Source organism: Streptomyces seoulensis (assembly GCF_022846655.1).
Taxonomy (GTDB): Bacteria; Actinomycetota; Actinomycetes; order Streptomycetales; family Streptomycetaceae; genus Streptomyces.
Genome location: NZ_AP025667.1, coordinates 1,015,733 through 1,040,223 on the forward strand (window position 1 = coordinate 1,015,733; position 24,491 = coordinate 1,040,223).

The window sequence follows — 24,491 nt, forward strand, 5'->3', positions numbered from 1 at the left end:
CCTACGACGCGACGCATTCCAGCACATATGCGGGCACCCCGCCCGCCGGACGACACCCCCGCCCGGAATACCCCCCTGCGCCCCCGTGTTTGTGCCTCACGGAAGATCAGGCAGACCGACGGAGGACACCCGCGTGGGACCGCAACGGGGATGGGCACGACGGCTGGCGGGATACGCCTGGCGCCATCCGAAGGACGTCGTCCTGGCGCTCGGCGCCTCCCTGGGCGGGATGGCCGTCATGGCCGTGGTCCCGCTGGTCACCAAGGTGATCATCGACGACGTGATCGGCGACCACACCCGGGACATGGCCCCCTGGGCGGGCGCCCTGGTCGGCGCCGCCGTCCTGATCTACGCCCTCGCCTATGTCCGCCGTTACTACGGCGGACGGCTCGCCCTGGACGTCCAGCACGACCTGCGGACCGGGATGTTCGACGCGATCACCCGGCTCGACGGCCGCCGCCAGGACGAGCTGTCCACCGGGCAGGTCGTCGGCCGCGCCACCAGCGACCTCCAGTTGATCCAGGGCCTGCTGTTCATGCTCCCGATGACCATCGGGAACGTCCTGCTCTTCCTGATCTCGCTCGGCATCATGGCCTGGCTGTCGCCGCCGCTGACCCTGGTCGCGCTCGCCGTCGCCCCCGCGCTCGGCTGGATCGCCCGCCGCAGCCGCACCAGGCTGCACCCCGCCACCTGGTACGCCCAGGCCCAGGCCGCCGCCGTCGCGGGCGTGGTCGACGGCGCGGTGAGCGGCGTCCGCGTGGTCAAGGGGTTCGGGCAGGAGGAGCAGGAGACCGGGAAGCTGCGCGAGGTCGGCCGCAGGCTGTTCGCGGGGCGGCTGCGCACCATCCGGCTGAACAGCAGGTACACCCCCGCCCTCCAGGCCGTCCCCGCGCTCGGCCAGGTCGCCATGCTGGCCCTCGGCGGCTGGCTCGCGGTGCGCGGGCACATCACGCTCGGCACCTTCGTCGCCTTCTCCACCTACCTCGCCCAGCTCGTCGGCCCGGTGCGGATGCTCGCCGTGGTCCTCACCATCGGCCAGCAGGCCCGCGCGGGCACCGAACGCGTGCTGGAGCTGATCGACACCGAGCCGACCCTGCGCGAAGGCACCAAGACCCTCCCCGCCGACGCCCCCGCCTCCGTCGAGTTCGACGACGTGTCCTTCGGATACGACCCCGGGCGCCCGGTGCTCGACGGGCTCAGCCTGGAGATCCGGCCCGGCGAGACCCTGGCCGTCGTCGGCTCCTCCGGCTCCGGCAAGTCCACCCTCTCCCTGCTCCTGCCGCGCTTCTACGACGTCACCCACGGCGCCGTCCTGGTCGGCGGCCACGACGTGCGCGAGCTGACGCTCGACTCGCTGCGCGCCGCGATCGGCCTGGTCCCGGAGGACTCCTTCCTGTTCTCCGCCACCGTCCGCGAGAACCTCGCCTACGGCCGCCCCGACGCCACCCAGGACGACATCGAGGCCGCCGCCCGCGCCGCCCAGGCCGACCGCTTCATCGCCGAGCTGCCCGAGGGGTACGACACCAAGGTCGGCGAGCACGGCCTGACCCTCTCCGGCGGCCAGCGCCAGCGCCTCGCGCTCGCCCGCGCCCTGCTCACCGACCCCCGCCTGCTGGTGCTGGACGACGCCACCTCGGCCGTGGACGTACGGGTCGAGCACGAGATCCACGAGGCGCTCGCCCACGTCATGGCGGGCCGCACCACCCTCCTCATAGCCCACCGCCGCTCCACCCTCAGCCTCGCCGACCGCATCGCCGTGCTGGACGGCGGCCGCCTGGTCGACGTCGGCACCGACGCGGAACTGCAGAAGCGCTGTCCGCTCTACCGCAGGCTGCTCACCGACCCCGACGAGCTGGGCGCCCCCTCGCCGGGCCACGCCCGCCCGGTCGAGCCGGCCGAGGACACCTCCGTCCGCGAGGAGCTGGACGCCGAGTTCGACGCCGAGCGCGGGGTCACCCCCCGCCTGTGGACCGGCGACCGTACGCCCAGGGAAGAGACCCTGTCCGGCACGCCGGCCACGCCCGAGCTGCTCGCCCAGGTCGAGGCGCTGCCCCCGGCCACCGACACCCCGGACGTGGACGAGGCCCGCGCGGTGCGCGCCGAGGACTCCTACGGGCTGCGCCGGCTGCTGCACGGCTTCGGGCGCCCCCTGCTGATCAGCCTGCTGCTGGTCGCCGTGGACGCGGGCTCGGGCCTGCTGCTGCCGGTGCTGATCCGGCACGGCATCGACGAGGGCGTCACCCGGACCGCCCTCGGCGCGGTGTGGGCGGCCTCCCTGCTCGGTCTGCTCACCGTGCTGGTGCAGTGGACGGCGCAGTACGGCGAGACCCGGATGACCGGCCGCACCGGCGAGCGCGTGCTGTACGCGCTGCGGCTGAAGATCTTCACCCAGCTCCAGCGGCTCGGCCTGGACTACTACGAGCGCGAGCTGACCGGCCGGATCATGACCCGGATGACCACGGACGTGGACGCGTTGTCCACGTTCCTCCAGACCGGCCTGGTCACCGCGTTCGTCTCGGTCGTCACCTTCTTCGGCATCATGGGCGCCCTGCTGGTGCTGGACATCCAGCTCGCGCTCGTCGTCTTCGCCACCCTGCCCCCGCTGGTCATCGCCACCTTCTTCTTCCGCCGGGCCAGCGTGAAGGCGTACGAGCTGGCGCGCGAGCGGGTGTCGGTGGTCAACGCCGAGCTCCAGGAGTCGGTGGCGGGCCTCAGGATCGTGCAGGCGTTCCGGCGCGAGCGGGACGGCGGGCGCCGGTTCGCCGAGCGCAGCGACTCCTACCGGCAGGCCCGCATACGGGGCCAGTGGCTGATCTCGATCTACTTCCCCTTCGTGCAGCTCCTGTCCTCGGTCGCGGCCGCCGCCGTGCTGATCTCGGGCGCCGGGCGGGTGGAGGCGGCCACGCTGACCACGGGCGCGCTGGTCGCCTACCTGCTCTACATCGACCTGTTCTTCGCCCCGGTGCAGCAGTTGTCCCAGGTCTTCGACGGCTACCAGCAGGCCACGGTCTCGCTGGGCCGCATCCAGGAGCTGCTGCGCGAACCCGCCTCCACCGGGTCCGCCGCCGCCCCGCTGGACGTGCTCTCGCTGCGCGGCGACATCGCCTTCGAGGACGTGTCCTTCGCCTACGGCGACGAGGAGGAGGCGCTCACCGGCATCGACCTGGCCATCCCGGCCGGGCAGACCGTCGCGTTCGTCGGTGAGACCGGCGCGGGCAAGTCCACCCTGGTCAAGCTGGTCGCGCGGTTCTACGACCCGACCTCGGGCCGGGTCACGGCCGACGGCACCGATCTGCGCTCCCTGGACCTCACCTCGTACCGGCACCGGCTCGGTGTGGTGCCGCAGGAGGCGTACCTGTTCCCCGGCACGGTCCGCGACGCCATCGCCTACGGGCGGCCCGAGGCGACCGACGCGGAGGTGGAGGCGGCGGCGCGGGCGGTCGGCGCGCACGAGATGATCGCGACCCTGGAGGGCGGCTATCTGCACGAGGTCGCCGAGCGCGGCCGCAACCTCTCGGCCGGCCAGCGCCAGCTCATCGCGCTCGCCCGCGCCGAGCTCGTCGACCCCGACGTGCTGCTCCTGGACGAGGCGACGGCCGCGCTGGACCTCGCCACCGAGGCGCAGGTCAACCACGCCACCGACCGGCTCTCGGGCCGCCGCACCACCCTGGTGGTGGCCCACCGGCTGACCACCGCGGCCCGCGCCGACCGGGTGGTCGTCATGGAGCACGGCCGGGTCGTGGAGGACGGCCACCACACCGAACTCCTCGCCCTCGACGGCCGGTACGCCGACATGTGGCGGACCTTCGTGGGCCAGTCGGAGCCGGAGGAGCCGGTCGGCGCGACCCCCTGAGCGGCGCGTTTCGCTGACGGCCGTGCAACCATCCGGCACATCCGCTGCGTCCGTACATCAGTACGTAGATCGCAGAAGTGTGCCCATGGGGCGGGGAAGGACGGCCGTGGACGGTGGTGCGATACGGCGGTGGGCCGCGCTCGGCGCGACGGCGCTGACCCTGTCCGGGGCGTTCGCCCTCGCCGCCCCCGGCACCGCGGGGGCCGCCACCGGCGGGTGGTGCGCCGGACGTCAGGTGCGCGCGCTGCCGTTCCGTACCGGCACCGTCCACCTGTACCGGGGCAACGGCTACGTCTGCGCGGTCACCGTCGCCAAGTCCTCCGGCGCCGGCCGCGTCCTGTCGGTCAGCCTGCAGGCGCGCGGCAACCGGCCGGTGACCGACCTGGGCCGCTACAAACACCACGCCGGACCCGTGACCGTCCACGCAGGGCACCGGTGCGTCAAGGTGCGCGGAGCGGTCGGCACGGGGACGGTCAGCTCCGGCTGGATTCTGTGCTGATCGCGCGATCCGGCCAATCCCCTCTGGTGTGAAGGCAGTTGCTCGGATAGCTTCCGGCGGACATCTGTCTCACAGGGGAGAGTGCGCATGCGCAAGGCGCTGAGATGGCTGCTGGCGCTCACGGTGCTCATCGGCACACTGGGCACGGCGGGCACAGCGGGGGCGGCCACCACCGCACCGCAGGCACCCACGGACATCAAGGACCGGCTGCTGGCGATACCCGGCATCAGCCTGGTGGAGGAGAAGCCGTACACCGGCTACCGCTACTTCGTCCTGAACTTCACCCAGCCGGTCGACCACCGGCACCCGGCCAGGGGCACCTTCCAGCAGCGGATCACCGTGCTGCACAAGGACGTGAGCCGCCCGACCGTCTTCTACACCAGCGGCTACAACGTCTCCACCACGCCGTCGCGCCGCGAGCCCACCCAGATCGTGGACGGCAACCAGGTCTCGCTGGAGTACCGCTTCTTCACCCCGTCCCGCCCGGCCCCGGCCGACTGGTCCAAGCTGGACATCTGGCAGGCCGCGAGCGACCAGCACGCCGTCTACGAGGCGCTGAAGCCGCTGTACTCCGCCAACTGGCTGGCCACCGGCGGCTCCAAGGGCGGCATGACGGCCACCTACTACGAGCGCTTCTACCCCCGCGACATGGACGGCGTGGTCGCCTACGTCGCCCCCAACGACGTCGTGAACGACGAGGACTCGGCCTACGACCGCTTCTTCGAGCGCGTCGGCACCAAGGAGTGCCGCGACAAGCTGAACGCCGTCCAGCGCGAGGCCCTGGTCCGCCGCGAGCCGCTGGAGCGGCGGTACGCCCAGTACGCCGCCGACAACGGCTACACCTTCACCACCGTCGGCTCCCTGGACAAGGCGTACGAGGCCGTCGTCCTCGACTACGTGTGGGGCTTCTGGCAGTACAGCGGCCTCGCCGACTGCGACTCGATCCCGTCCGGCGCCGCCACCGCGACCGACGACGCGATCTGGGACTCGGTCGACACCATCTCCGGCTTCTCCGCCTACGCCGACCAGGGCCTGGAGCAGTACACGCCGTACTACTACCAGGCGGGCACCCAGCTCGGCGCGCCCACCATCGGCTTCCCGCACATCGAGCGGAAGCTGATCCGCTACGGCTACCAGCCGCCGCGCAACTTCGTGCCCCGCTCCATCCCGATGCGCTTCCAGAAGGGCGCCATGCGGGACGTGGACACCTGGGTCAGGCACCACGCCCGGCAGATGCTCTTCGTGTACGGGCAGAACGACCCCTGGGGCTCGGAGCGGTTCCGCCCCGGCGCGGGCGCCCGTGACTCCCACGTGTACACCGCGCCCGGCATGAACCACGGCGCCAATGTCGCCGGTCTCGTCGCCGACGAGCGGGCCTTCGCAACCGCCCGCATCCTCGAGTGGGCCGGGGTGGCGTCCCCGGCGGTCCAGGCCGACCCGTCGGCGGCGAAGCCGCTGGCCCGGTTCGACGGCAAGCTGGACGTACGGGACGTGGAGCGCGAGCCCGCGCTGCGCCCGTAGGGCAGAGACGTGAAGGGGGGCGCCGGTTCGTCCGGCGCCCCCCTTTTCCGTGGCGGTGGGTGATGCCCCGTGAGTTCCCTTGACGGAAAGAAACTTCCCGGATATTGGTGATTTCCGAAAGTTTCCTTCAGCGGTTCTCTCCTTCGGAAGGGGCGCACGTGCACCACACCAGCACGGGAAGCACGGGAAACACCGCACGGACCTCCAGACGGGCCCTCCTCGCGGCGACGGCCGGCCTCGGCGCCGCCCTCGCCGTCCCCACCGCCTCCGGCACCGCCCAGGCCGCCACCCCGGGCGACGCCGCGCTGCGCGCGCTCATCGCGCGGATGACGCTGGAGGAGAAGGTCGGCCAGCTCTTCGTCTCGCGCGTCTACGGCCACTCCGCCACCGCCCCCGACCAGGCCGACATCGACGCCAACGTCAAGGAACTGGGCGTCCGCACCGCCGACGAGCTGATCGGGCGTTACCGGGTCGGCGGCATCATCTACTTCACCTGGGCGCACAACACCCGCGACCCCCACCAGATCGCGGACCTCTCCAACGGCATCCAGCGCTCGTCGCTGACCCGGCCGCGCGGGCTGCCCATGCTCATCGCCACCGACCAGGAGCACGGCGCGGTCTGCCGCATCGGCAAGCCCGCCACCCTGCTCCCCGGCGCCATGGCCCTGGCCGCCGGCCGCTCCCGCACCGATGTGCGCACCACCGGCTGGATCTCCGGCACCGAGCTGCGCGCGATGGGCGTCAACCAGGACTACGCGCCCGACGCCGACGTCAACGTCAACCCCGCCAACCCGGTCATCGGCGTCCGCTCCTTCGGCGCCGACCCGGAGCTGGTGGGCACCCTGGTCGCGGCCGAGGTGAAGGGCTACCAGTCGGCCGGGGTCGCCGCCACCGCCAAGCACTTCCCGGGGCACGGGGACACCGCCGTCGACAGCCACACCGGGTTCCCCGTCATCACCCACAGCCGGGAGCTGTGGGACAGGCTGGACGCGGTGCCGTTCCGGGCCGCCGTCGCCGCGGGCATCGACTCCGTCATGACGGCGCACATCCAGTTCCCCGCGCTAGACCCGTCCGGCGACCCCGCCACCCTCTCCCACCCGATCGTCACCGGCATCCTGCGCGGCGAACTCGGCTACGACGGCGTCGTCATCACCGACTCCCTCGGCATGGAGGGCGTCCGCACCAAGTACGGCGACGACCGGGTGCCGGTGCTGGCGCTCAAGGCCGGGGTCGACCAGTTGCTCAACCCGCCCTCCATGGACGTGGCCTGGAACGCGGTGCTGGCCGCCGTCCGCAACGGGGAGCTGACCGAGGCCCGCGTGGAGGAATCGGTTCTGCGCATCCTCCGCATGAAGGCGAGGCTCGGCCTCTTCCGGGGCACCCGCGTCACCCGCGCCGGTGTCGACCGGACCGTGGGCAACAAGCGGCACCTGGCCGCCGCCGACCACATCGCCGACCGCACCACCACCCTGCTGGCCAACGAGGGCCGGCTGCTCCCGCTGGACCGGCGCAGGCAGCCCAAGGTCCTGGTCGTCGGCGCCGACCCGGCCTCCCCGTCCGGCACCACCGGCCCGCCCACCGGCGTACTGGCCGCCGCGCTCACCGAACTGGGCTTCACCGCAACGGCGTTGTCCACCGGCACCGCACCCACGACGGACGCCATCACCAAGGCGGTCACCGCCGCCCAGGACGCCGACGCGGTGATCGTGGCCACGTACAACGTCACGGCGGCCAGCTCCCAACGCACGCTTGTGCAACGGCTATTGGCCACCGGCCGCCCGGTCGTCGCGCTGGCGGTCCGCAACCCGTACGACATCGCCCAGCTCACCGAGGTCAAGGCACACCTGGCCGCCTACTGCTGGACCGACGTCGAACTCCGCGCCGCAGCACGGGTCATCGCGGGCCGGGTGAAGCCGCGCGGCAAGCTCCCGGTGCCGATCGCGCGGGCGGACGACCCGGCGAAGGAGCTGTATCCCCTGGGACACGGGCTGAGCTACTAGGGGCCCGCGAAAAAAACTTCTCCCGAGCGTGCAACCCTTCGCCGCCATCCGGTGTCGTACTACGCGTCAGGGCTTCGGGGGGGATTCCGTGGGGGGATTGCGAAGCTCCGGCACGTAGGGGGAAAGCCGAGGGGGCGTCCCCGGTCGACGAGACCGGGGACGCCCCCTCGAAACTTTCTCAGGCGTCCAGCGCCGCCACGTCCGCCGCCGTCGGGTACGACTCCTGCGCCCCGCGCCGGGTCACCGCCGCCGCACCGACGCGAGCCGCGTACGCCGCAGCCACCGGCAGCTCCTCGCCCGCGCCCAGCCGCCAGGCCAGCGCGGCCGTGAAGGCGTCCCCGGCACCCGTGGTGTCCACGGCGGCCACCGCCACCGACGGCACCGCGCATACGCCCGAGGCGTCGCACACCAGCGCGCCCTTCGCGCCCAGCGTCACCACCACCGAGCGCGGACCCAGGGCCAGCAGGCGCCGGGCCCGGTCGGCCGGGTCGTCGCCCGCCTCCTGGTCGCCTAGCAGCACCCGCGCCTCGTGCTCGTTGACCACCAGCGGATCGCAGGCGGCCAGCACCTCGTAGGGCAGCGGGCGCGGCGGGGACGGGTTCAGCACGAACCGGGTGTCCTCGGGCAGCGCCCGCACCACGGCCGCCACCGTCTCCAGCGGGATCTCCAACTGGGCCGACACCACCCTGGCCGCGCCCACCACATCCGCTCGCACATCACCTTCGGTGAGGCGGGAGTTGGCGCCGGGGGAGACCACGATGCTGTTGTCCCCGGACGGGTCGACGGTGATCAGCGCGACCCCGGTCGGTGCCCCGCCCGCGAGCACCGCCGAGGTGTCCACCCCGGCCGAGCGGAGCGAGTCCAGCAGCAGCGTGCCGTGGCCGTCGTCGCCGACCCGCGCCAGCAGCGCCGTACGGGCGCCGAGGCGGGCGGCGGCGACCGCCTGGTTGGCACCCTTGCCGCCCGGATGGACGGCCAGGTCACCGCCGAGCACCGTCTCCCCGGCACCCGGCCGCCGCTCCACACCGACCACCAGATCGGCGTTGGCGGACCCCACGACCAGCAGGTCGTAGTCGTACATCAAGGCTCCCTTGCAGATGTGGGCAAAGAGGTGAGGCGCTGTCAGCCGGTGAAGCCGTCCACGTTCTCGCGGGTGACCACCTTGACCGGCACCATCACCGTCGGCGCGACCTTGCCGCCGTCCAGCGCCTTGAGCGCGTTGGTCACGGCGATCCGGCCGAGCTGGGTCGGCTGCTGCGCCACCGACGCGTACAGACTGCCGCCCTTGACGGCCTTCAGTCCGTCCGGGGTGCCGTCGAAGCCGACGACCTGCACCGACCTGCCCGCCTTCGCGCCGAGTGCCTTGATGGCGCCGAGGGCCATCTCGTCGTTGGCCGCGATGACGCCCTGCACATCGGGGTGGGCCTGGAGCAGGTTGGACATCACGTCGAGACCCTTGGCCCGGTCGAAGTCGGCGGGCTGCTGGGCCAGCACCTTGATGCCGGGGTACTTCTTCAGCCCCTTGGCGAAGCCCTCGGCGCGCTCGCGCGCGGCGGAGGTGCCCGCCTGGCCCTGGAGGACGACGATCCGTCCCTTGCCGCCGAGCTTCTCCGCGACCGTCTTGGCGGCCAGCTCGCCGCCCGCCACGTTGTCGGAGGCGACCAGCGCGGCGATCTTCGCCTTGTTGACGCCGCGGTCCACGGCGATCACCGGGATGCCGGCCTTGCCCGCGGCCTTCACCGAGTTGCCGGCCGCGTCGGAGTCGACCGGGTTGACGATGACCGCGCCGTAGCCGGAGCTGGTGAAGTTCTGGAGCTGGTCGGCCTGCTGGGAGGCGTCGTCACGGGCGTCGGTGACGGTGAGGTCCACGCCCCGCTTCTTCGCCTCCGCCTGGGCGCCGTCGCGGATCTGCACGAAGAACGGGTTGTTCAGCGTCGACAGCGACAGACCCAGCTTGGGGCTCGCCGAGGCGGAGCCGCTGTGCAGGAAGGAGGTCGCGCCGACGACCGCCACCGTCACCACGGCCGCGAGCCCGTAGGTCGCCGCCTGCTTGCCCCGGTTCCCGCCGCCGGTACCGGCCGCCACCGGGGTCGCCCCGGCCTTGCGGCGCACGGTGTCCAGCAGCACCGCCAGCGCGATGACGACACCGATGACGACCTGCTGCCAGAACGCGGAGACCGAGAGCAGGTTGAGGCCGTTGCGCAGCACCGCGAGGATGAGCGCGCCGATCAGGGTGCCCGACGCCTTGCCGGTGCCGCCCGCCAGCGAGGCACCGCCGATGACGACGGCCGCGATGGCGTCCAGCTCGTAGCCGTCGGCGGCCTGCGGCTGCGCCGAGGAGAGCCGGGAGGCGAGCACCACACCGGCGACGGCCGCGAACACGCCGGACAGCGCGTACACGGCGAGCTTCTGCCGCTTCACCCTCAGGCCGGAGAGGCGCGCGGCCTCCTCGTTGCCGCCGATCGCGTACATCGACCGGCCGATGTAGGTCCGCCCCAGCACGAACGCCGCGAGCAGCCCCATCACCACCATGACCAGCACGGGTACCGGCAGCCAGGAGCCGAGGGTGTCCCCGAGGTGCGAGACGGAGTCCGGGAACGGGATCGGCACGCCCCCGGAGATGACCAGCGACAGACCGCGCGCCACCGACAGCATGGCCAGTGTGGCGATGAACGGCGGCAGCTTCCCGTACGCCGTCAGGAAGCCGTTGACCAGGCCCGCCGCGATGCCCGTGGCCAGCGCCAGGACCACCGCGAGGGCGACCGGCACCCCGTGCGAGGTGGCGCTCCAGGCCAGCACGGTCGCCGACAGCGCGGCCACCGAGCCCACCGACAGGTCGATGCCCGCCGAGACGATCACGAAGGTCACACCGAAGGCGAGGATCGCCGTCACGGCCGCCTGCACACCGATGTTGAGCAGGTTGTCCGTGGTCAGGAAGTCCCCGGAGAGCACCGACAGCGCGATGACGAGGACGATCAGCGCGGTCAGCGCGCCGTTGTCGAGCAGCAGGCGGCCGATGCCGCGCGCCGGGGCGTCGCCGGAGCCCGCCCGGCTCTTGAGGGTGTCAGCGGCCACCGGGGGCCTCCGTTTCGGTACTGGGGTCGATCGTGGGGGTGCCCACGGCGAGGGACATGACGGCGTCCTGGGTGGCCTCGCCGGAGCTGAGTTCACCCGCGATCCGGCCCTGGGCCATCACCAGCACCCGGTCGCTCATGCCGAGCACCTCGGGCAGGTCGCTGGAGATCATCAGGACGGCCGCACCGGCCGCGGTGAGTTCGTTGACGAGCTGGTAGATCTCGACCTTCGCGCCGACGTCGATGCCGCGCGTCGGCTCGTCGAGGATCAGCACCCGGGCGTCGGCCAGCAGCCACTTGCCGATGACGACCTTCTGCTGGTTGCCGCCGGACAGGGTGCGCGCGTGCTGGCCGAGGCCGGCCATCCGCACGTTCAGCCGCTCGGCGATCCGCCCGGCGGCCTCGTGCTGGCCCTTGCGGTCCACCAGCCCGGCCCGGCTGGCCGAACGCAGGGTCACCAGGCCCAGGTTCTCCGCCACGGAGGCGTCCAGCACCAGGCCCTGGCCCTTGCGGTCCTCGGGCACCAGACCGATCCCGGCCGTCAGCGCCGCGTCGACGTCGTGCCGTCGCAGCGCGGTGCCGCGCACCTTCACCGTGCCCGCGTCGTACGGGTCGGCGCCGAACACCGCCCGCGCGACCTCGGTACGGCCCGCGCCGACCAGCCCGGCGATGCCGACGACCTCACCGGCGTGCACCTCGAAGCTCACGTCGTGGAAGACCCCGTCACGGGTCAGCCCCTCCACGGCGAGCAACGGCTCGCCCCGCTCGGGGCGTTCACGCGGGTACTGCTGCTCGATGGAGCGGCCCACCATGAGCCGGACGAGTTCGTCCTCGGGCGTGGACGCCGGGACCTGGCCCACGCTGCGGCCGTCGCGGATCACGGTGACCCGGTCGCCGAGGGCGGCGATCTCGTCCAGGTGGTGGGTGATGAACACGATGCCGACGCCGTCCGCGCGCAGCGAGCGCACCAGCGTGAACAGCCGGCCGACCTCCTCGGAGGTGAGCACGGCGGTCGGCTCGTCCATGATCAGCACCCGGGCGTCCAGACTGAGCGCCTTGGCGATCTCCACCATCTGGAGCCGGGCGATGCCCAGTTCACGCACGCGGGTGCGCGGGGAGACGGCCAGCCCGACCCGCTTCAGCAGGACCTCGGCGTCGGCCTCCATCCGCCCCCGGTCCACCATGCCGAAGCGGCGCGGCTGACGGCCCAGGAAGATGTTCTCGGCCACCGTCAGATCGGGGACCAGGTTGAACTCCTGGTAGATGGTGGCGATCCCGAGCGCCTCCGCGTCCCGCGCGCTGCGCACGCGGACCTCGGTGCCTTCGACCAGGATGCGCCCGGAGTCGGGCGGGCAGGCGCCGGAGAGGGTCTTGATCAGGGTGGACTTGCCCGCGCCGTTCTCGCCGAGCAGGACATGGACCTCGCCCCGGCGCAGGCCGAAGTCGACGCCGTCCAGCGCGACCACACCGGGGAACGCCTTGCGTATGCCCTCGACGCGCAGCAGTTCGTCGGGATCGCTCACGGTGTGCTCCTCTGCACGGGGGTGCTCCTTCGCATGGGGGACGTGGGAGGAATCAGTACGGGCGCCGGGGCTCCGCACGAGCGGCGCACGACCAGCCGGGCGTCGAGGGTCACGGACTCGGCGGCCCGCCCCTCGATCCGGTCGACCAGGGCGCGTACGGCGGCCCGGCCCAGTTCGCCGGTGGGCTGGGCGATGGCGGTGATCGGCGGTTCGGTGTGCACGAACCACGGGATGTCGTCGAACACCGCCAGCGCGATGTCGTCCGGCACCCGGAGCCCGCGCGCCCGGATCGCGTCCAGCGCGCCCAGCGCCATCAGGTTGTCGGCGGCGAACACCGCCCGGGGCGGCTCGGGCAGCGCGAGGAAGCCCTCGGTGACCCGGCGCCCGCTGGCCGCCTGGAAGTCGCCGTGCCCGATGTACTCGGCCGCCAGCGGCAGTCCGTACGCGGCCATCGCGTCCCGGAACGCGGTCACCCGCTCGCTGCCGGTCGTGGTGCCGGCCGGGCCCGCGATGATGGCGAGCCGCCGGTGCCCGAGCCCGTGCAGATGCGCCACCAGGTCCCGTACCGCCCGCCGTCCGTCGGCCCGGACCACGGGGACCTCGGCGCCGGGGATCCAGCGGTCCACGAAGACCACCGGGGTGCCCGCGCGGGCCGCGTCCAGCAGCAGCGGGGAGTCACCGGGGGCCGGGGAGACCAGCAGACCGTCGATCCGCCGGTCCAGCAGGGTGCGGACGTGGTGGTCCTGGAGGTCGGGCCGCTCGTCGGCGTTGCCGATGATCACGCTGTAGCCCAGCGCGCGTGCCGCCTCCTCCACCGAGCGGGCCAGCTCGGTGAAGTACGGGTTGAGCACATCGCCGATCACCAGGCCGAGGGCATGGGTCTGGTCGGTGCGCAGGGAGCGGGCCACGGCGTTGGGCCGGTAGCCCAGCGCGGCCACGGAGGCCAGCACACGGGAGCGCGCCTCGGCGCTCACCGAAGGGTGGGCGTTCAGCACGCGCGAGACCGTGGCGACGGAGACACCCGCCGCGGCGGCGACGTCCTTGATGCTCGCCATCGACGGCTCCACCTCCTTGTGGAATCGATTTCAACGACGTGTCCGGAGGATTGGAATCGATTACACGGGTTCCGGACAACCCCCTCCCCGGTGGCTGAAATCAGATTGTGATGAACTCCGCTCAGATGAGCGCGACCGCCGCGAGGCTCGCTGTCGGCCCCCGCCGGTACCGTCGCTCCATGGCTCAAAAGGCGGGAAACCCCCCGGGCGAACGGCACTTGGCCGAGCTGGAAGGCGTGCTGGAGCGCATCACCTACGCCGACGAGGAGACCGGCTACACCGTCGCCCGCGTCGACACCGGCCGGGGCGGCGGCGATCTGCTCACCGTGGTCGGCGCGCTGCTCGGCGCGCAGGTGGGGGAGTCGCTGCGCATGGAGGGCCGCTGGGGCTCGCACCCGCAGTACGGCAGGCAGTTCACCTGCGAGAACTACACGACCGTCCTCCCCGCCACCGTCCAGGGCATGCGCCGCTACCTCGGCTCCGGCCTGGTCAAGGGCATCGGCCCGGTCTTCGCCGACCGCATCACCCGGCACTTCGGCCTGGACACCCTGCGGATCATCGAGGAGGAGCCGAAGCGCCTGATCGAGGTGCCCGGACTCGGCCCCAAGCGCACCGCCCGCATCGCCGACGCCTGGGAGGAGCAGAAGGCGATCAAGGAGGTCATGCTCTTCCTCCAGACCGTCGAGGTCTCCACCTCCATCGCCGTGCGCATCTACAAGAAGTACGGCGACGCCTCCGTCTCCGTGGTGAAGAACCGGCCGTACCGGCTCGCCTCCGACGTCTGGGGCATCGGCTTCCTCACCGCCGACAAGATCGCCCGGTCGGTCGGCATCCCGCACGACAGCCCCGAACGCGTCAAGGCGGGCCTGCAGTACGCCCTTTCCCAGTCCACCGACCAGGGCCACTGCTTCCTCCCCGAGGAACGCCTGATCGCGGACGCGGTGAAGCTCCTCCAGGTCGACACCGGCCTGGTCATCGAGTGCCTGGCCGAACTCGCGGCCCCCGGCGAGGAGGGCGAGGAGCCCGGTGTCGTGCGGGAGAAGGTCCCCGGCCCGGACGGCGGCGAGCCCGTCACCGCCGTCTATCTCGTCCCCTTCCACCGGGCCGAACTCGCCCTCGCCGCGCAGTTGCTGCGCCTGCTGCGCACCGGGGAGGACCGGATGCCGGCCTTCCGGGACGTGAACTGGGACAAGGCGCTCGGCTGGCTGAAGGGCCGTACCGGCACCGAGCTCGCGCCCGAACAGGAGGCCGCCGTCCGGCTCGCGCTCACCGAGAAGGTCGCCGTCCTCACCGGCGGCCCCGGCTGCGGCAAGTCCTTCACCGTCCGCTCGATCGTGGAACTCGCCCGCGCCCGGCGGGCCAAAGTGCTGCTCGCCGCGCCCACCGGCCGCGCCGCCAAGCGGCTGGCCGAGCTGACCGGCGCCGAGGCGTCCACCGTGCACCGGCTGCTGGAGCTGAAGCCCGGCGGCGACGCCGCCTACGACCGCGACCGCCCGCTGGACGCCGACCTCGTGGTGGTGGACGAGGCGTCCATGCTGGACCTCCTGCTGGCCAACAAGCTGGTCAAGGCCGTGCCGCCCGGCGCCCATCTGCTCTTCGTCGGCGATGTGGACCAGTTGCCCAGCGTCGGCGCCGGGGAGGTGCTGCGGGATCTGCTGGCCGACGGCAGCCCGGTGCCCGCCGTCCGGCTCACCCGCGTCTTCCGCCAGGCCCAGCGGTCCGGCGTGGTCACCAACGCGCACCGGATCAACGCGGGCCGACACCCGCTCACCGAGGGCCTGGAGGACTTCTTCCTCTTCGTCGAGGACGACACCGAGGAGGCCGGCCGGCTCACCGTGGACGTGGCCGCCCGCCGCATCCCGGCCCGCTTCGGCCTCGACCCGCGCCGGGACGTGCAGGTCCTCGCCCCCATGCACCGGGGCCCGGCGGGCGCCGGCGCCCTCAACGGCCTGCTCCAGCAGGCCGTCACCCCCGGCCGGCCCGACGTGCCGGAGAAGCGGTTCGGCGGCAGGGTCTTCCGGGTCGGCGACAAGGTCACCCAGGTCCGCAACAACTACGAGAAGGGCGAGAACGGCGTCTTCAACGGCACCGTGGGAGTGGTCACCTCACTCGATCCGGTCGAGCAGCGCCTGACGGTGCTGACGGACGAGGACGAGGAGGTGGGGTACGAATTCGACGAACTGGACGAACTGGCCCACGCGTACGCCGTGACCATTCACCGCTCCCAGGGCAGTGAATACCCTGCGGTGGTGATCCCGGTCACCACCGGGGCCTGGATGATGCTCCAGCGGAACCTGCTGTACACGGCGGTCACCCGCGCCAAGAGGCTCGTGGTGCTGGTGGGTTCACGCAAGGCGATCGCGCAGGCCGTGCGCACGGTGTCGGCCGGACGGCGGTGTACGGCGCTCGACTTCAGGCTCGTCGGCAAAAATGATCGATCAAATGAGTCACGAAGGTCACAGAGCACTTCCGGAACCCCCGGCCAGGGGGCAGGATGAGCAGGTTGACGGCACTGAGTGCCGCCGATGGGCCAAGTGGCGACCCCGAGTGCACTCTCCTGAGCCAAATGGGGGATGGTAGAGACAGTCAGGGCACCTCGAAGATGAGGCACTAAGTCGGTGAGGGAAGACGTGAGCGACAACTCTGTAGTACTGCGGGTCGGCGACGGCGAGTACACCTATCCGGTGGTCGACAGCACCGTTGGTGACAAGGGCTTCGACATCGGGAAGCTCCGCGCCCAGACCGGTCTGGTGACCCTGGACAGCGGCTATGGCAACACGGCCGCCTACAAATCCGCCGTCACCTACCTCGACGGCGAGGCGGGCATCCTCCGCTACCGCGGCTACCCGATCGAGCAGCTCGCCGAGCGCTCCACCTTCCTCGAGGTGGCGTACCTGCTCATCAACGGTGAGCTGCCGACCGTCGACGAGCTGGCGACGTTCAAGAACGACATCACGCGGCACACCCTGCTGCACGAGGACGTCAAGAACTTCTACCGGGGCTTCCCGCGCGACGCCCACCCGATGGCCATGCTGTCGTCGGTCGTCTCGGCGCTGTCCACCTTCTACCAGGACAGCCACAACCCGTTCGACGAGAAGCAGCGCGACCTCTCCACGATCCGCCTGCTCGCGAAGCTTCCGACGATCGCGGCGTACGCGTACAAGAAGTCGATCGGCCACCCGTTCGTCTACCCGCGCAACGACCTCGGCTACGTCGAGAACTTCCTGCGCATGACGTTCTCGGTGCCGGCGCAGGAGTACGACCTCGACCCGGTCGTGGTCTCCGCGCTGGACAAGCTGCTGATCCTGCACGCGGACCACGAGCAGAACTGCTCGACCTCCACGGTCCGTCTGGTCGGCTCCTCGCAGGCCAACATGTTCGCCTCGATCTCCGCCGGCATCAACGCGCTGTGGGGCCCGCTGCACGGCGGCGCCAACCAGTCGGTGCTGGAGATGCTGGAGGGCATCCAGGCCAACGGCGGCGACGTCGACTCCTTCATCCGCAAGGTGAAGAACAAGGAGGACGGCGTCCGCCTGATGGGCTTCGGCCACCGGGTGTACAAGTCCTTCGACCCGCGCGCCAAGATCATCAAGGCCGCCGCGCACGACGTCCTCTCCGCGCTCGGCAAGTCCGACGAGCTGCTGGACATCGCGCTGAAGCTGGAGGAGCACGCGCTCTCCGACGACTACTTCGTCTCGCGCAACCTCTACCCCAACGTCGACTTCTACACCGGTCTGATCTACCGGGCCATGGGCTTCCCGACCGAGATGTTCACGGTCCTGTTCGCCCTCGGCCGCCTGCCGGGCTGGATCGCCCAGTGGACCGAGATGATCAAGGAGCCGGGTTCCCGCATCGGCCGCCCGCGCCAGATCTACACGGGTGTCGTCGAGCGCGACTTCGTGCCGGTCGAGGAGCGCTAGGAGCGCTAAGGCCAAGAGCCGAAAAGCGGAAGGCGCCCTGGCGTCGGTCCCCCCACGGGCCGACGTCCAGGGCGCCTTCCCATGCCCCGGTGCGGATTCCCCCCACGGGATCCGGGCCGGGCGCTCGGAGGGCAGCGCCTGAATTTCGCTGCCTGAGCAGGACGGGCGGACCCGTCATGCTCCAGTGACGTAAAACGTTTGCGGTCTGCCGGGACAGCGCACGCTGGGAGGGCCGCTCAAAGCTTCCCGGTGTACGTGCCCCGGCAACGCATCTCTGGAGAAGTCCCCCAAGACGACTCCAGATGCCAGCCGGCGCCCCCCAAGACGCTGGACTGACACCGCCAACTTAGACCTTCGAACCCCTTCGATGGTTACGTTCGCGTCACTGTGACTTGCGTCTCTTGCATACGTCCCATAGGTGCGCAAGAGCCCCGATACGGCGATCGGGACCCAAGCGTAAGGAAGATGCGCGAGCCTTGTGAAGAGCTTATGTGAGGTGCGCGCCGGACTCTAGGGGGACTCTTACTTCTCCTCGGCCGATGTCAGTGGAACCGCCGCAGCCTGAGGCTGTTGGTGACCACGAACACCGAGGAGAAGGCCATCGCCGCTCCCGCGATCATCGGGTTCAGCAGTCCGGCCGCGGCCAGCGGCAGGGCGGCGACGTTGTAGCCGAAAGCCCACACCAGATTGCCCTTGATGGTGGCGAGGGTGCGCCGGGAGAGCCGGATGGCGTCGGCGGCCACCCGCAGGTCGCCGCGGACCAGGGTCAGGTCGCCGGCCTCGATGGCCGCGTCCGTACCGGTGCCCATGGCGAGTCCGAGGTCGGCGGTGGCCAGCGCGGCCGCGTCGTTCACCCCGTCCCCGACCATGGCGACGGTCCGTCCCTCGCTCCGCAGCCTGCGGACCACGTCCACCTTGTCCTCGGGCAGCACCTCGGCGATGACCTCGTCGATGCCGACCTCGCGCGCGACCGCCTCGGCGACTGTGCGGTTGTCCCCGGTCAGCAGCACGGGCGTCAGGCCCAGCGCGCGCAGCTCCCGTACCGCCTCGGCGCTGGTCTCCTTGACCGCGTCCGCCACGGCGAGCACGGCACGCGGCTCGCCGTCCCAGCCGGCCACGACGGCCGTACGGCCCTCCTGTTCGGCCCTGGAGCGGGCGGCGGCCAGTTCCTCGGGCAGGGTGTCGTAGAGCCGTCCGGCGGTCACCTCGCGGCCGTCCACACGGCCGCGCACGCCCCGGCCGGGGACGTTCTCGAAGTGCTCGGCCGGGGGCAGCGTGCCGACCCGCTCCTCGGCGCCGGCGGCGATCGCGCGGGCCACCGGGTGCTCGGAGGCGTGCTCCAGGGCGCCGACGAGGCGCAGCACCTCCTTCTCGTCCTCGCCGGGGGCGGTGTACACCTCCTGGAGGGTCATCCGGCCGGTGGTGACGGTGCCGGTCTTGTCGAGGACGACGGTGTCGACGCGGCGGGTGGACTCCAGCACCTCGGGACCCTTGATGAGGATGCCGAGCTGGGCGCCCCGGCCGGTGCCGACCATCAGCGCGGTCGGCGTGGCGAGGCCCAGGGCGCAGGGGCAGGCGATGATCAGCACGGCGACGGCGGCGGTGAACGCGGCGACCGTGTCCCCGGTGACGCCGAGCCAGACGCCGAACGTGCCGAGCGCGATGAGGATGACGACGGGCACGAACACTGCGGAGATCCGGTCGGCCAGGCGCTGCACCTCGGCCTTGCCGTTCTGCGCGTCCTCCACCAGCCGGGCCATCCGGGCCAACTGGGTGTCGGCGCCGACGCGGGTGGCCTCCACGACCAGCCGGCCGCCCGCGTTCACGGTGGCGCCGGTGACGCGGTCGCCCGGGGAGACGTCGACGGGGACGGACTCGCCGGTCAGCATGGAGGCGTCCACGGCGGAGACGCCCTCGACGACCGTGCCGTCGGTGGCGATCTTCTCGCCGGGCCGGACCACGAACCGGTCGCCCACGGCGAGCGAGCCCACCGGCACCCGGGTCTCGCGCCCGTCCCGCAGTACGGTCACGTCCTTGGCGCCCAGTTCCATCAGCGCCCGCAGCGCGGCCCCGGCACGGCGCTTGGAGCGGGCCTCCAGATAGCGGCCGAGCAGGATCAGCGCGATGACACCGGCGGCCACCTCCAGGTAGATGACGGAGGTGCCCTCGGTGCGCGAGACGGTGAACCGGAAGGCGTGCCGCATGCCGGTCATGCCCGCGTGGCCGAAGAAGAGCGCCCACAGCGACCAGCCGAAGGCGGCCAGCGTGCCGACCGAGACGAGGGTGTCCATGGTGGCCGCGCCGTGCCGCAGGTTGGTCCAGGCGGCCCGGTGGAAGGGCCACCCGCCCCAGACGACGACGGGCGCGGCGAGGGTGAGCGAGAGCCACTGCCAGTTGTCGAACTGGAACGCCGGGACCATGGCCATCAGGATGACGGGCGCGGCGAGCAGGGCGGAGACGAGCAGGCGCTGCCGGAGCGCGGCGAGTTCGGGGTCGGGCTCGGTCGGCTCGGGGGCCCCGGCGGCCGGTTCCGGCTCGGGCGGCGGGGGTTCCTCGGCGGTGTACCCGGTCTTCTCGACGACCGCGATCAGGTCCGCGACGCGGACGCCGTCGCCGAAGCTGACCTTCGCCTTCTCCGTCGCGTAGTTCACGGTGGCGCTCACGCCGTCCACGCGGTTGAGCTTCTTCTCCACGCGTGCGGCGCAGGATGCGCAGGTCATGCCGCCGATGAGCAGCTCGACCCGGTTGCCGGCCTCCGCGGGGGCCGTACGCCCTGTCTCTGCGGTGGTGCTGGTCATGCCCGGACTCCAGACATCGGACCGGACCTTACGGAATCCAGTATGAGCTGGTCGGTACGGCCCGGTCGGGGAAGGTTCTCGTGGGCCGCGCGAGGGCGCGCGGCCGTTCGCCCGCGGTGGTGCTCAGGCCCGGCCGGCCAGCTCGAAGCCCGCCTCGTCGACGGCGGCGCGCACGGCCTCCTCGTCGAGCGGGGACTCGGAGACGACGGTGACCTCACCGCTGGAGGCGACGGCCTTCACCGAGGTGACGCCGGGGAGCTGGGAGATCTCGCCGGAGACGGAGCCCTCGCAGTGGCCGCAGCTCATGCCGCTCACCTGGTAGACGGCGGTGACGGAGCCGGGGGTGTCGGTCTGGGCGCTCATGTCGTTCTCCTCGTCGGACAGGCGGTGGGGGGCGGTTGATGCCCTAGGGGTCCTCGGGGACCCTCACTCTTCGAACACTATACCCCTAGGGGGTATTCCCCAAGGAGGAGTCGAGTGAGGGGTGGATACTCCAGAACCCTATGTACACGCCCGCTTTGTCGCAGCGTGACGAACGCCCGCAGGCCGCCCCTGGGGGAGGTCTGCGGGCGTCCGGAGCCGGGTGGTGTGCGGGTCAGCCGTCCCTGCGGCCCCGGTTGCCGGGCCGGGAGGCGACCCAGGCGCGCACGGTGTCGGCGTACCAGTAGGGCTTGCCGCTCTCCACGAGGTCGGGCGGTGGCAGCAGGCCGTGTTTGCGGTACGACCGAACGGTGTCCGGCTGCACCCGGATGTGTGCCGCGATCTCCTTGTAGGACCAGAGCCTGCGGTCGGTCATGAGTCGCACCTCCTGCGCGCGCCGCGGCGGCGGCCGGGGGACGGCCGTCGGGGGAGCCCGGCGCTGTGCTGGTGATCACCAAGCCTGTGCCCGGTCAACGACGCAGAGTGAGCGCGGGCCTGTGCTTGTGGGCCGGGTGTGACCGAGAACCCGCGTAGGCGCGACATATGTGACAGGAACGGGGTTTTCGTGACATGACCGCAGCGGAAGAAGCCGGCGCACGCCGGGCGTGGCAGGTTGACCCGAGCGGTCCCGGCCGCTCCGCAGAAACGTCACATCGGGTGGAACGGAGCGGAGGTCAGGCTCCGCAGGACCGCAGGAACGCCCGGGTGCGCCGCGCGATCGGCAGCGGGGCGCCCGGATCGCACGGGTACATGTCCTGCTCGACGATGGCGAACAGGTCGGTGTCCAGCTTCGCCGCCGCGTCCAGCACCGGGCCCAGGGCGGGTACCCCGGCGGGGGGTTCGCACATCACGCCCCGCGCGACCGCCGGCCCGAACGGCGTGCCCTCGGCGCGCACCTCGGCCAGGACCGCGGGGTCCACCTGCTTGAGGTGGAGGTAGCCGATCCGCTCGCCGTAGGTCTCGATCAGCTCCACGCTGTCGCCGCCGCAGTAGGCGTAGTGGCCGGTGTCCAGGCAGAGGGAGACCAGGGCGGGGTCGGTGGCGTCGAGGAAGCGGGTGACGTTGGCCTCGGTGTCGATGTGGGTGTCGGCGTGCGGGTGGACGACGATCGTCAGGCCGTAGCGCTCGCGCACCTCGTGGCCCAGCCGTTCGGTCTGCGCGGTCAGGTCGCGCCACTGGGCCGGGGTCAGCTCGGACGGCTCCAGCACCTCGCCGGACTTGTCGTCCCGCCAGAAGGAGGGGATGACGACGAGATGGCGGGCGCCCACCGCCCGGGTCAGCGCGGCGACGGCGGAGACGTGCTCCCAGGTCTTCTCCCACACCGCCGGTCCGTGGTGCAGCCCGGTGAAGACGGTCCCCGCCGACACCTTCAGGCCGCGCCGGGCCGTCTCCTCGGCGAGCGCCCCGGGGTCGGTCGGCAGATAGCCGTAGGGGCCCAGTTCGATCCACTCGTAGCCGGACTCGGCCACCTCGTCGAGGAAGCGCCGCCAGGGGACCTGCCGGGGGTCGTCCGGGAACCAGACGCCCCAGGAGTCGGGCGCCGACCCGACGCGGACGCGGGACAGCGGGGAGGACGGCATCGACGTCATGGCGGCCAGCGTGCGGGCCGCCCGGAGAGGGTGTCAAGAGCTGGTCCGAATGTCTGGACAAAACGTTGACAGGGCTCACCGGACCGGACTAGAAAGCCGGGGGAGAGTCCTGACGAAGGGGAGTCGATGGCGTACGACCTGATCACCATGGGACGCATCGGGGTGGACCTCTACCCCCTCCAGACCGGCGTCCCGCTCGCCCAGGTGTCCTCCTTCGGCAAGTTCCTCGGCGGCTCCGCCACCAACGTCGCCGTCGCCGCGGCCCGGCTCGGTCTCGGCACCGCCGTGATCACCCGTACCGGTGACGATCCATTCGGCACCTACCTCCACGAGGCCCTGCGCGGCTTCGGCGTCGACGACCGCTGGGTCACCCCGGTCCCCGGCCTGCCCACGCCGGTCACCTTCTGCGAGGTCTTCCCGCCGGACGACTTCCCGCTGTACTTCTACCGGCTGCCCAAGGCCCCCGACCTCCAGATCCACCCCGGCGAACTCGACCTCGACGCCATCCGCGCGGCCCGCGTCTTCTGGGTCACCGGCACCGGCCTGAGCGAGGAGCCGAGCCGCGGTGCCACCCTCGACGCCCTCGCCCACCGGGCCAGGTCCGGCACCACCGTCTTCGACCTCGACTGGCGGCCCATGTTCTGGGAGGACCCCGGCGCGGCCCGCCCCTTCTACGCCGAGGCCCTGCGGCACGCCACCGTCGCCGTCGGCAACCTGGACGAGGTGGAGATCGCCACCGGCACCCGCGAACCGCACGCCGCCGCCCGTGCGCTGCTGGCCGCCGGGGTGGAGCTGGCCGTGGTCAAACAGGGCCCCAAGGGCGTCCTCGCCGTCCACCGCGACGGCGAGAGCGCGGAGGTGCCCCCGCTGCCCGTCACCGTCCTCAACGGCCTCGGCGCGGGCGACGCGTTCGGCGGCTCGCTGTGCCACGGGCTGCTGGCGGGTTGGGATCTGGAGACGGTCATGCGGCACGCCAACTCCGCCGGGGCCATCGTGGCCTCGCGCCTGGAGTGCTCGTCGGCGATGCCGACCCCGGACGAGGTATCGGCCGCGCTGACCGCCGGAGCGGTGCGATGAGCCCGGTCCGGGCGGGCGCGGAGGCCGCCGTGGGGGTTCCCTCGGGGCGAGGCGCCGCCGCCGGGGCGCTGACCGCCGGGGTGCGGGCTGCCGGGGCGCGGACCGCCGCCGGGGCGTGGGCCACCACCGGGGCGCGCGTCACCACCGAGGCGCGGGCCGCCGCCGGAGCCCGTGCCGTCGCCGGAGCCCGTGCCGTCCGCGGGGCTCGGAGCGCTTCCGGAGCCCGCCCCGCCGAGGCCGCCGCCGGAGCGGTGCGATGAGCACCGCCCAGGTCGACGTCGCCGCGCTCGTCCACCTGCGCACCCGGCACCCCGAGGCGATCGCCGAGGCGGCCGCCCGCCGGACGAGGCGCCCGCTGCTCGGGCCGAGCGAGCGGCTGCTGATCGTCGCCGCCGACCATCCGGCCCGCGGTGCGCTCGGCGCGGGCGGCCGGCCCTTCGCCATGGCCAACCGCGCCGACCTGCTGGACCGGCTGTGCCTGGCGCTGTCCCGGCCCGGCGTCGACGGGGTGCTGGCCACCGCCGACATCCTCGACGACCTGCTGCTGCTCGGCGCCCTGGACGGCAAGGTCGTCCTCGGCTCCATGAACCGGGGCGGGCTCCAGGGCGCCCGCTTCGAACTCGACGACCGCTTCACCGGACACCGCCCCGAGGACATCCAGCGCCGCCGTTTCGACGCCGGCAAGCTGCTGCTGCGCATCGACCACACCGACCCCGGCTCGCTGACCACCCTGGAGGCCGCCGCCCGCGCGGTCGACGCCATGGCGGAGCGCCGACTCCCGGTGTTCGTCGAGCCGTTCCTCAGCGGACGCGGCCCGGACGGGCGGCTGCGCAACGATCTGTCCGCCGGGGCCGTCACCACCTCGCTCGCCATCGCCTCCGGCCTCGGCGGCACCTCCGCCTACACCTGGCTGAAGGTGCCCGTCACCGAGAACCCGGACGACATGGCCGAGGTCATGGCGACCACCACCCTGCCCGCCGTCCTGCTCGGCGGCGAGGCGGGCGGCTCCCCCCAGGAGCAGACGGCCGCCTACGAGAAATGGCGCGGCGCGCTCCGACTCCCCACCGTGCGCGGCCTGGTGGTCGGCCGCACACTGCTGTACCCGGCGGACGGCGACGTGGCCGCCGCCGTGGACACCGCCGCAGGACTGCTGTGAGGGCCC

Annotated in this window: 17 protein-coding genes; 9 read left to right on the plus strand and 8 right to left on the minus strand. The window is 72.2% G+C overall.

All coding sequences use genetic code 11. From position 1 onward, the window contains the following. Nucleotides 1-133 precede the first annotated feature (133 nt). From HEK131_RS04735 to HEK131_RS04750, 4 genes are all read left to right on the plus strand, one after another. Nucleotides 134-3,853, plus strand: coding sequence for an ABC transporter ATP-binding protein (locus HEK131_RS04735; RefSeq protein ID WP_244333778.1), 3,720 nt, complete (start codon nt 134-136; stop codon nt 3,851-3,853). Nucleotides 3,854-3,938: 85 nt separating this feature from the next. Further along, nucleotides 3,939-4,352 carry a hypothetical protein gene (locus HEK131_RS04740; protein WP_244333779.1) on the plus strand — a complete coding sequence of 138 codons (414 nt, stop codon included), beginning with the start codon at nt 3,939-3,941 and terminating at the stop codon, nt 4,350-4,352. Nucleotides 4,353-4,439: 87 nt separating this feature from the next. After that, a complete protein-coding gene (locus HEK131_RS04745) occupies nt 4,440-5,873 on the plus strand; it encodes a S28 family serine protease (protein WP_244333780.1) in 1,434 nt (477 codons plus the stop codon). A gap of 158 nt (nt 5,874-6,031) precedes the next feature. Continuing rightward, nucleotides 6,032-7,873 (plus strand): glycoside hydrolase family 3 protein, encoded by a 1,842-nt coding sequence (locus HEK131_RS04750; protein WP_244333781.1) that lies wholly within the window; start codon nt 6,032-6,034, stop codon nt 7,871-7,873. A gap of 178 nt (nt 7,874-8,051) precedes the next feature. Here HEK131_RS04750 and HEK131_RS04755 read toward each other — a convergent pair whose 3' ends face one another. The 4 genes from HEK131_RS04755 to HEK131_RS04770 are packed head-to-tail and all read right to left on the minus strand — an operon-like array spanning nt 8,052 to nt 13,525. Continuing rightward, complete coding sequence (locus HEK131_RS04755) at nt 8,052-8,954, minus strand: ribokinase (RefSeq protein ID WP_244333782.1); 903 nt, start codon at nt 8,952-8,954, stop codon at nt 8,052-8,054. Nucleotides 8,955-8,995: 41 nt separating this feature from the next. Next, the gene (locus HEK131_RS04760; RefSeq protein ID WP_244333783.1) at nt 8,996-10,948 is read right to left on the minus strand and encodes an ABC transporter permease/substrate-binding protein; all 1,953 of its coding nucleotides are present in this window, start codon (nt 10,946-10,948) and stop codon (nt 8,996-8,998) included. Continuing rightward, a complete protein-coding gene (locus tag HEK131_RS04765; RefSeq protein WP_244333784.1) occupies nt 10,938-12,470 on the minus strand; it encodes a sugar ABC transporter ATP-binding protein in 1,533 nt (510 codons plus the stop codon). Before HEK131_RS04765 ends, HEK131_RS04760 begins: the two co-directional genes overlap by 11 nt. Then, entirely contained in the window at nt 12,467-13,525 is a 1,059-nt protein-coding gene (locus HEK131_RS04770) for a LacI family DNA-binding transcriptional regulator (RefSeq protein ID WP_217461813.1), read from the minus strand. The genes HEK131_RS04765 and HEK131_RS04770 overlap by 4 nt, the downstream gene beginning before the upstream one ends. Before the next feature lie 179 nt (nt 13,526-13,704). Here HEK131_RS04770 and recD2 point away from each other — a divergent pair, with 179 nt between their 5' ends. Then, nucleotides 13,705-16,023 carry an SF1B family DNA helicase RecD2 gene (gene recD2, locus HEK131_RS04775; RefSeq protein WP_244333785.1) on the plus strand — a complete coding sequence of 773 codons (2,319 nt, stop codon included), beginning with the start codon at nt 13,705-13,707 and terminating at the stop codon, nt 16,021-16,023. A 132-nt stretch (nt 16,024-16,155) separates the two neighbouring features. Next, a complete protein-coding gene (locus tag HEK131_RS04780) occupies nt 16,156-17,445 on the plus strand; it encodes a citrate synthase (protein WP_161149461.1) in 1,290 nt (429 codons plus the stop codon). A gap of 542 nt (nt 17,446-17,987) precedes the next feature. On the opposite strand, the gene HEK131_RS04785 is transcribed toward HEK131_RS04780, so the two are convergent. The 4 genes from HEK131_RS04785 to HEK131_RS04800 all read right to left on the minus strand — a co-directional run bounded on the left by HEK131_RS04785 (nt 17,988) and on the right by HEK131_RS04800 (nt 22,252). Then, nucleotides 17,988-20,243, minus strand: coding sequence for a heavy metal translocating P-type ATPase (locus HEK131_RS04785; protein ID WP_244333786.1), 2,256 nt, complete (start codon nt 20,241-20,243; stop codon nt 17,988-17,990). 123 nt (nt 20,244-20,366) lie between these two features. Continuing rightward, entirely contained in the window at nt 20,367-20,606 is a 240-nt protein-coding gene (locus tag HEK131_RS04790; RefSeq protein ID WP_217461810.1) for a heavy-metal-associated domain-containing protein, read from the minus strand. 232 nt (nt 20,607-20,838) lie between these two features. Further along, on the minus strand, nt 20,839-21,039 hold the full coding sequence (locus tag HEK131_RS04795; RefSeq protein ID WP_030816659.1) for a helix-turn-helix transcriptional regulator: 201 nt from the start codon (nt 21,037-21,039) through the stop codon (nt 20,839-20,841). A gap of 298 nt (nt 21,040-21,337) precedes the next feature. Beyond that, nucleotides 21,338-22,252 (minus strand): sugar phosphate isomerase/epimerase family protein, encoded by a 915-nt coding sequence (locus HEK131_RS04800; protein WP_244333787.1) that lies wholly within the window; start codon nt 22,250-22,252, stop codon nt 21,338-21,340. Between the two features lie 126 nt (nt 22,253-22,378). Here HEK131_RS04800 and iolC point away from each other — a divergent pair, with 126 nt between their 5' ends. The 3 genes from iolC to HEK131_RS04815 are packed head-to-tail and all read left to right on the plus strand — an operon-like array spanning nt 22,379 to nt 24,485. Next, nucleotides 22,379-23,329, plus strand: coding sequence for a 5-dehydro-2-deoxygluconokinase (gene iolC / locus HEK131_RS04805; protein WP_432215609.1), 951 nt, complete (start codon nt 22,379-22,381; stop codon nt 23,327-23,329). Beyond that, entirely contained in the window at nt 23,326-23,589 is a 264-nt protein-coding gene (locus tag HEK131_RS04810; protein WP_244333788.1) for a hypothetical protein, read from the plus strand. The genes iolC and HEK131_RS04810 overlap by 4 nt, the downstream gene beginning before the upstream one ends. Beyond that, nucleotides 23,586-24,485 (plus strand): Cgl0159 family (beta/alpha)8-fold protein, encoded by a 900-nt coding sequence (locus tag HEK131_RS04815; protein WP_244333789.1) that lies wholly within the window; start codon nt 23,586-23,588, stop codon nt 24,483-24,485. Before HEK131_RS04810 ends, HEK131_RS04815 begins: the two co-directional genes overlap by 4 nt. The last annotated feature ends 6 nt before the right edge of the window (nt 24,486-24,491 follow it).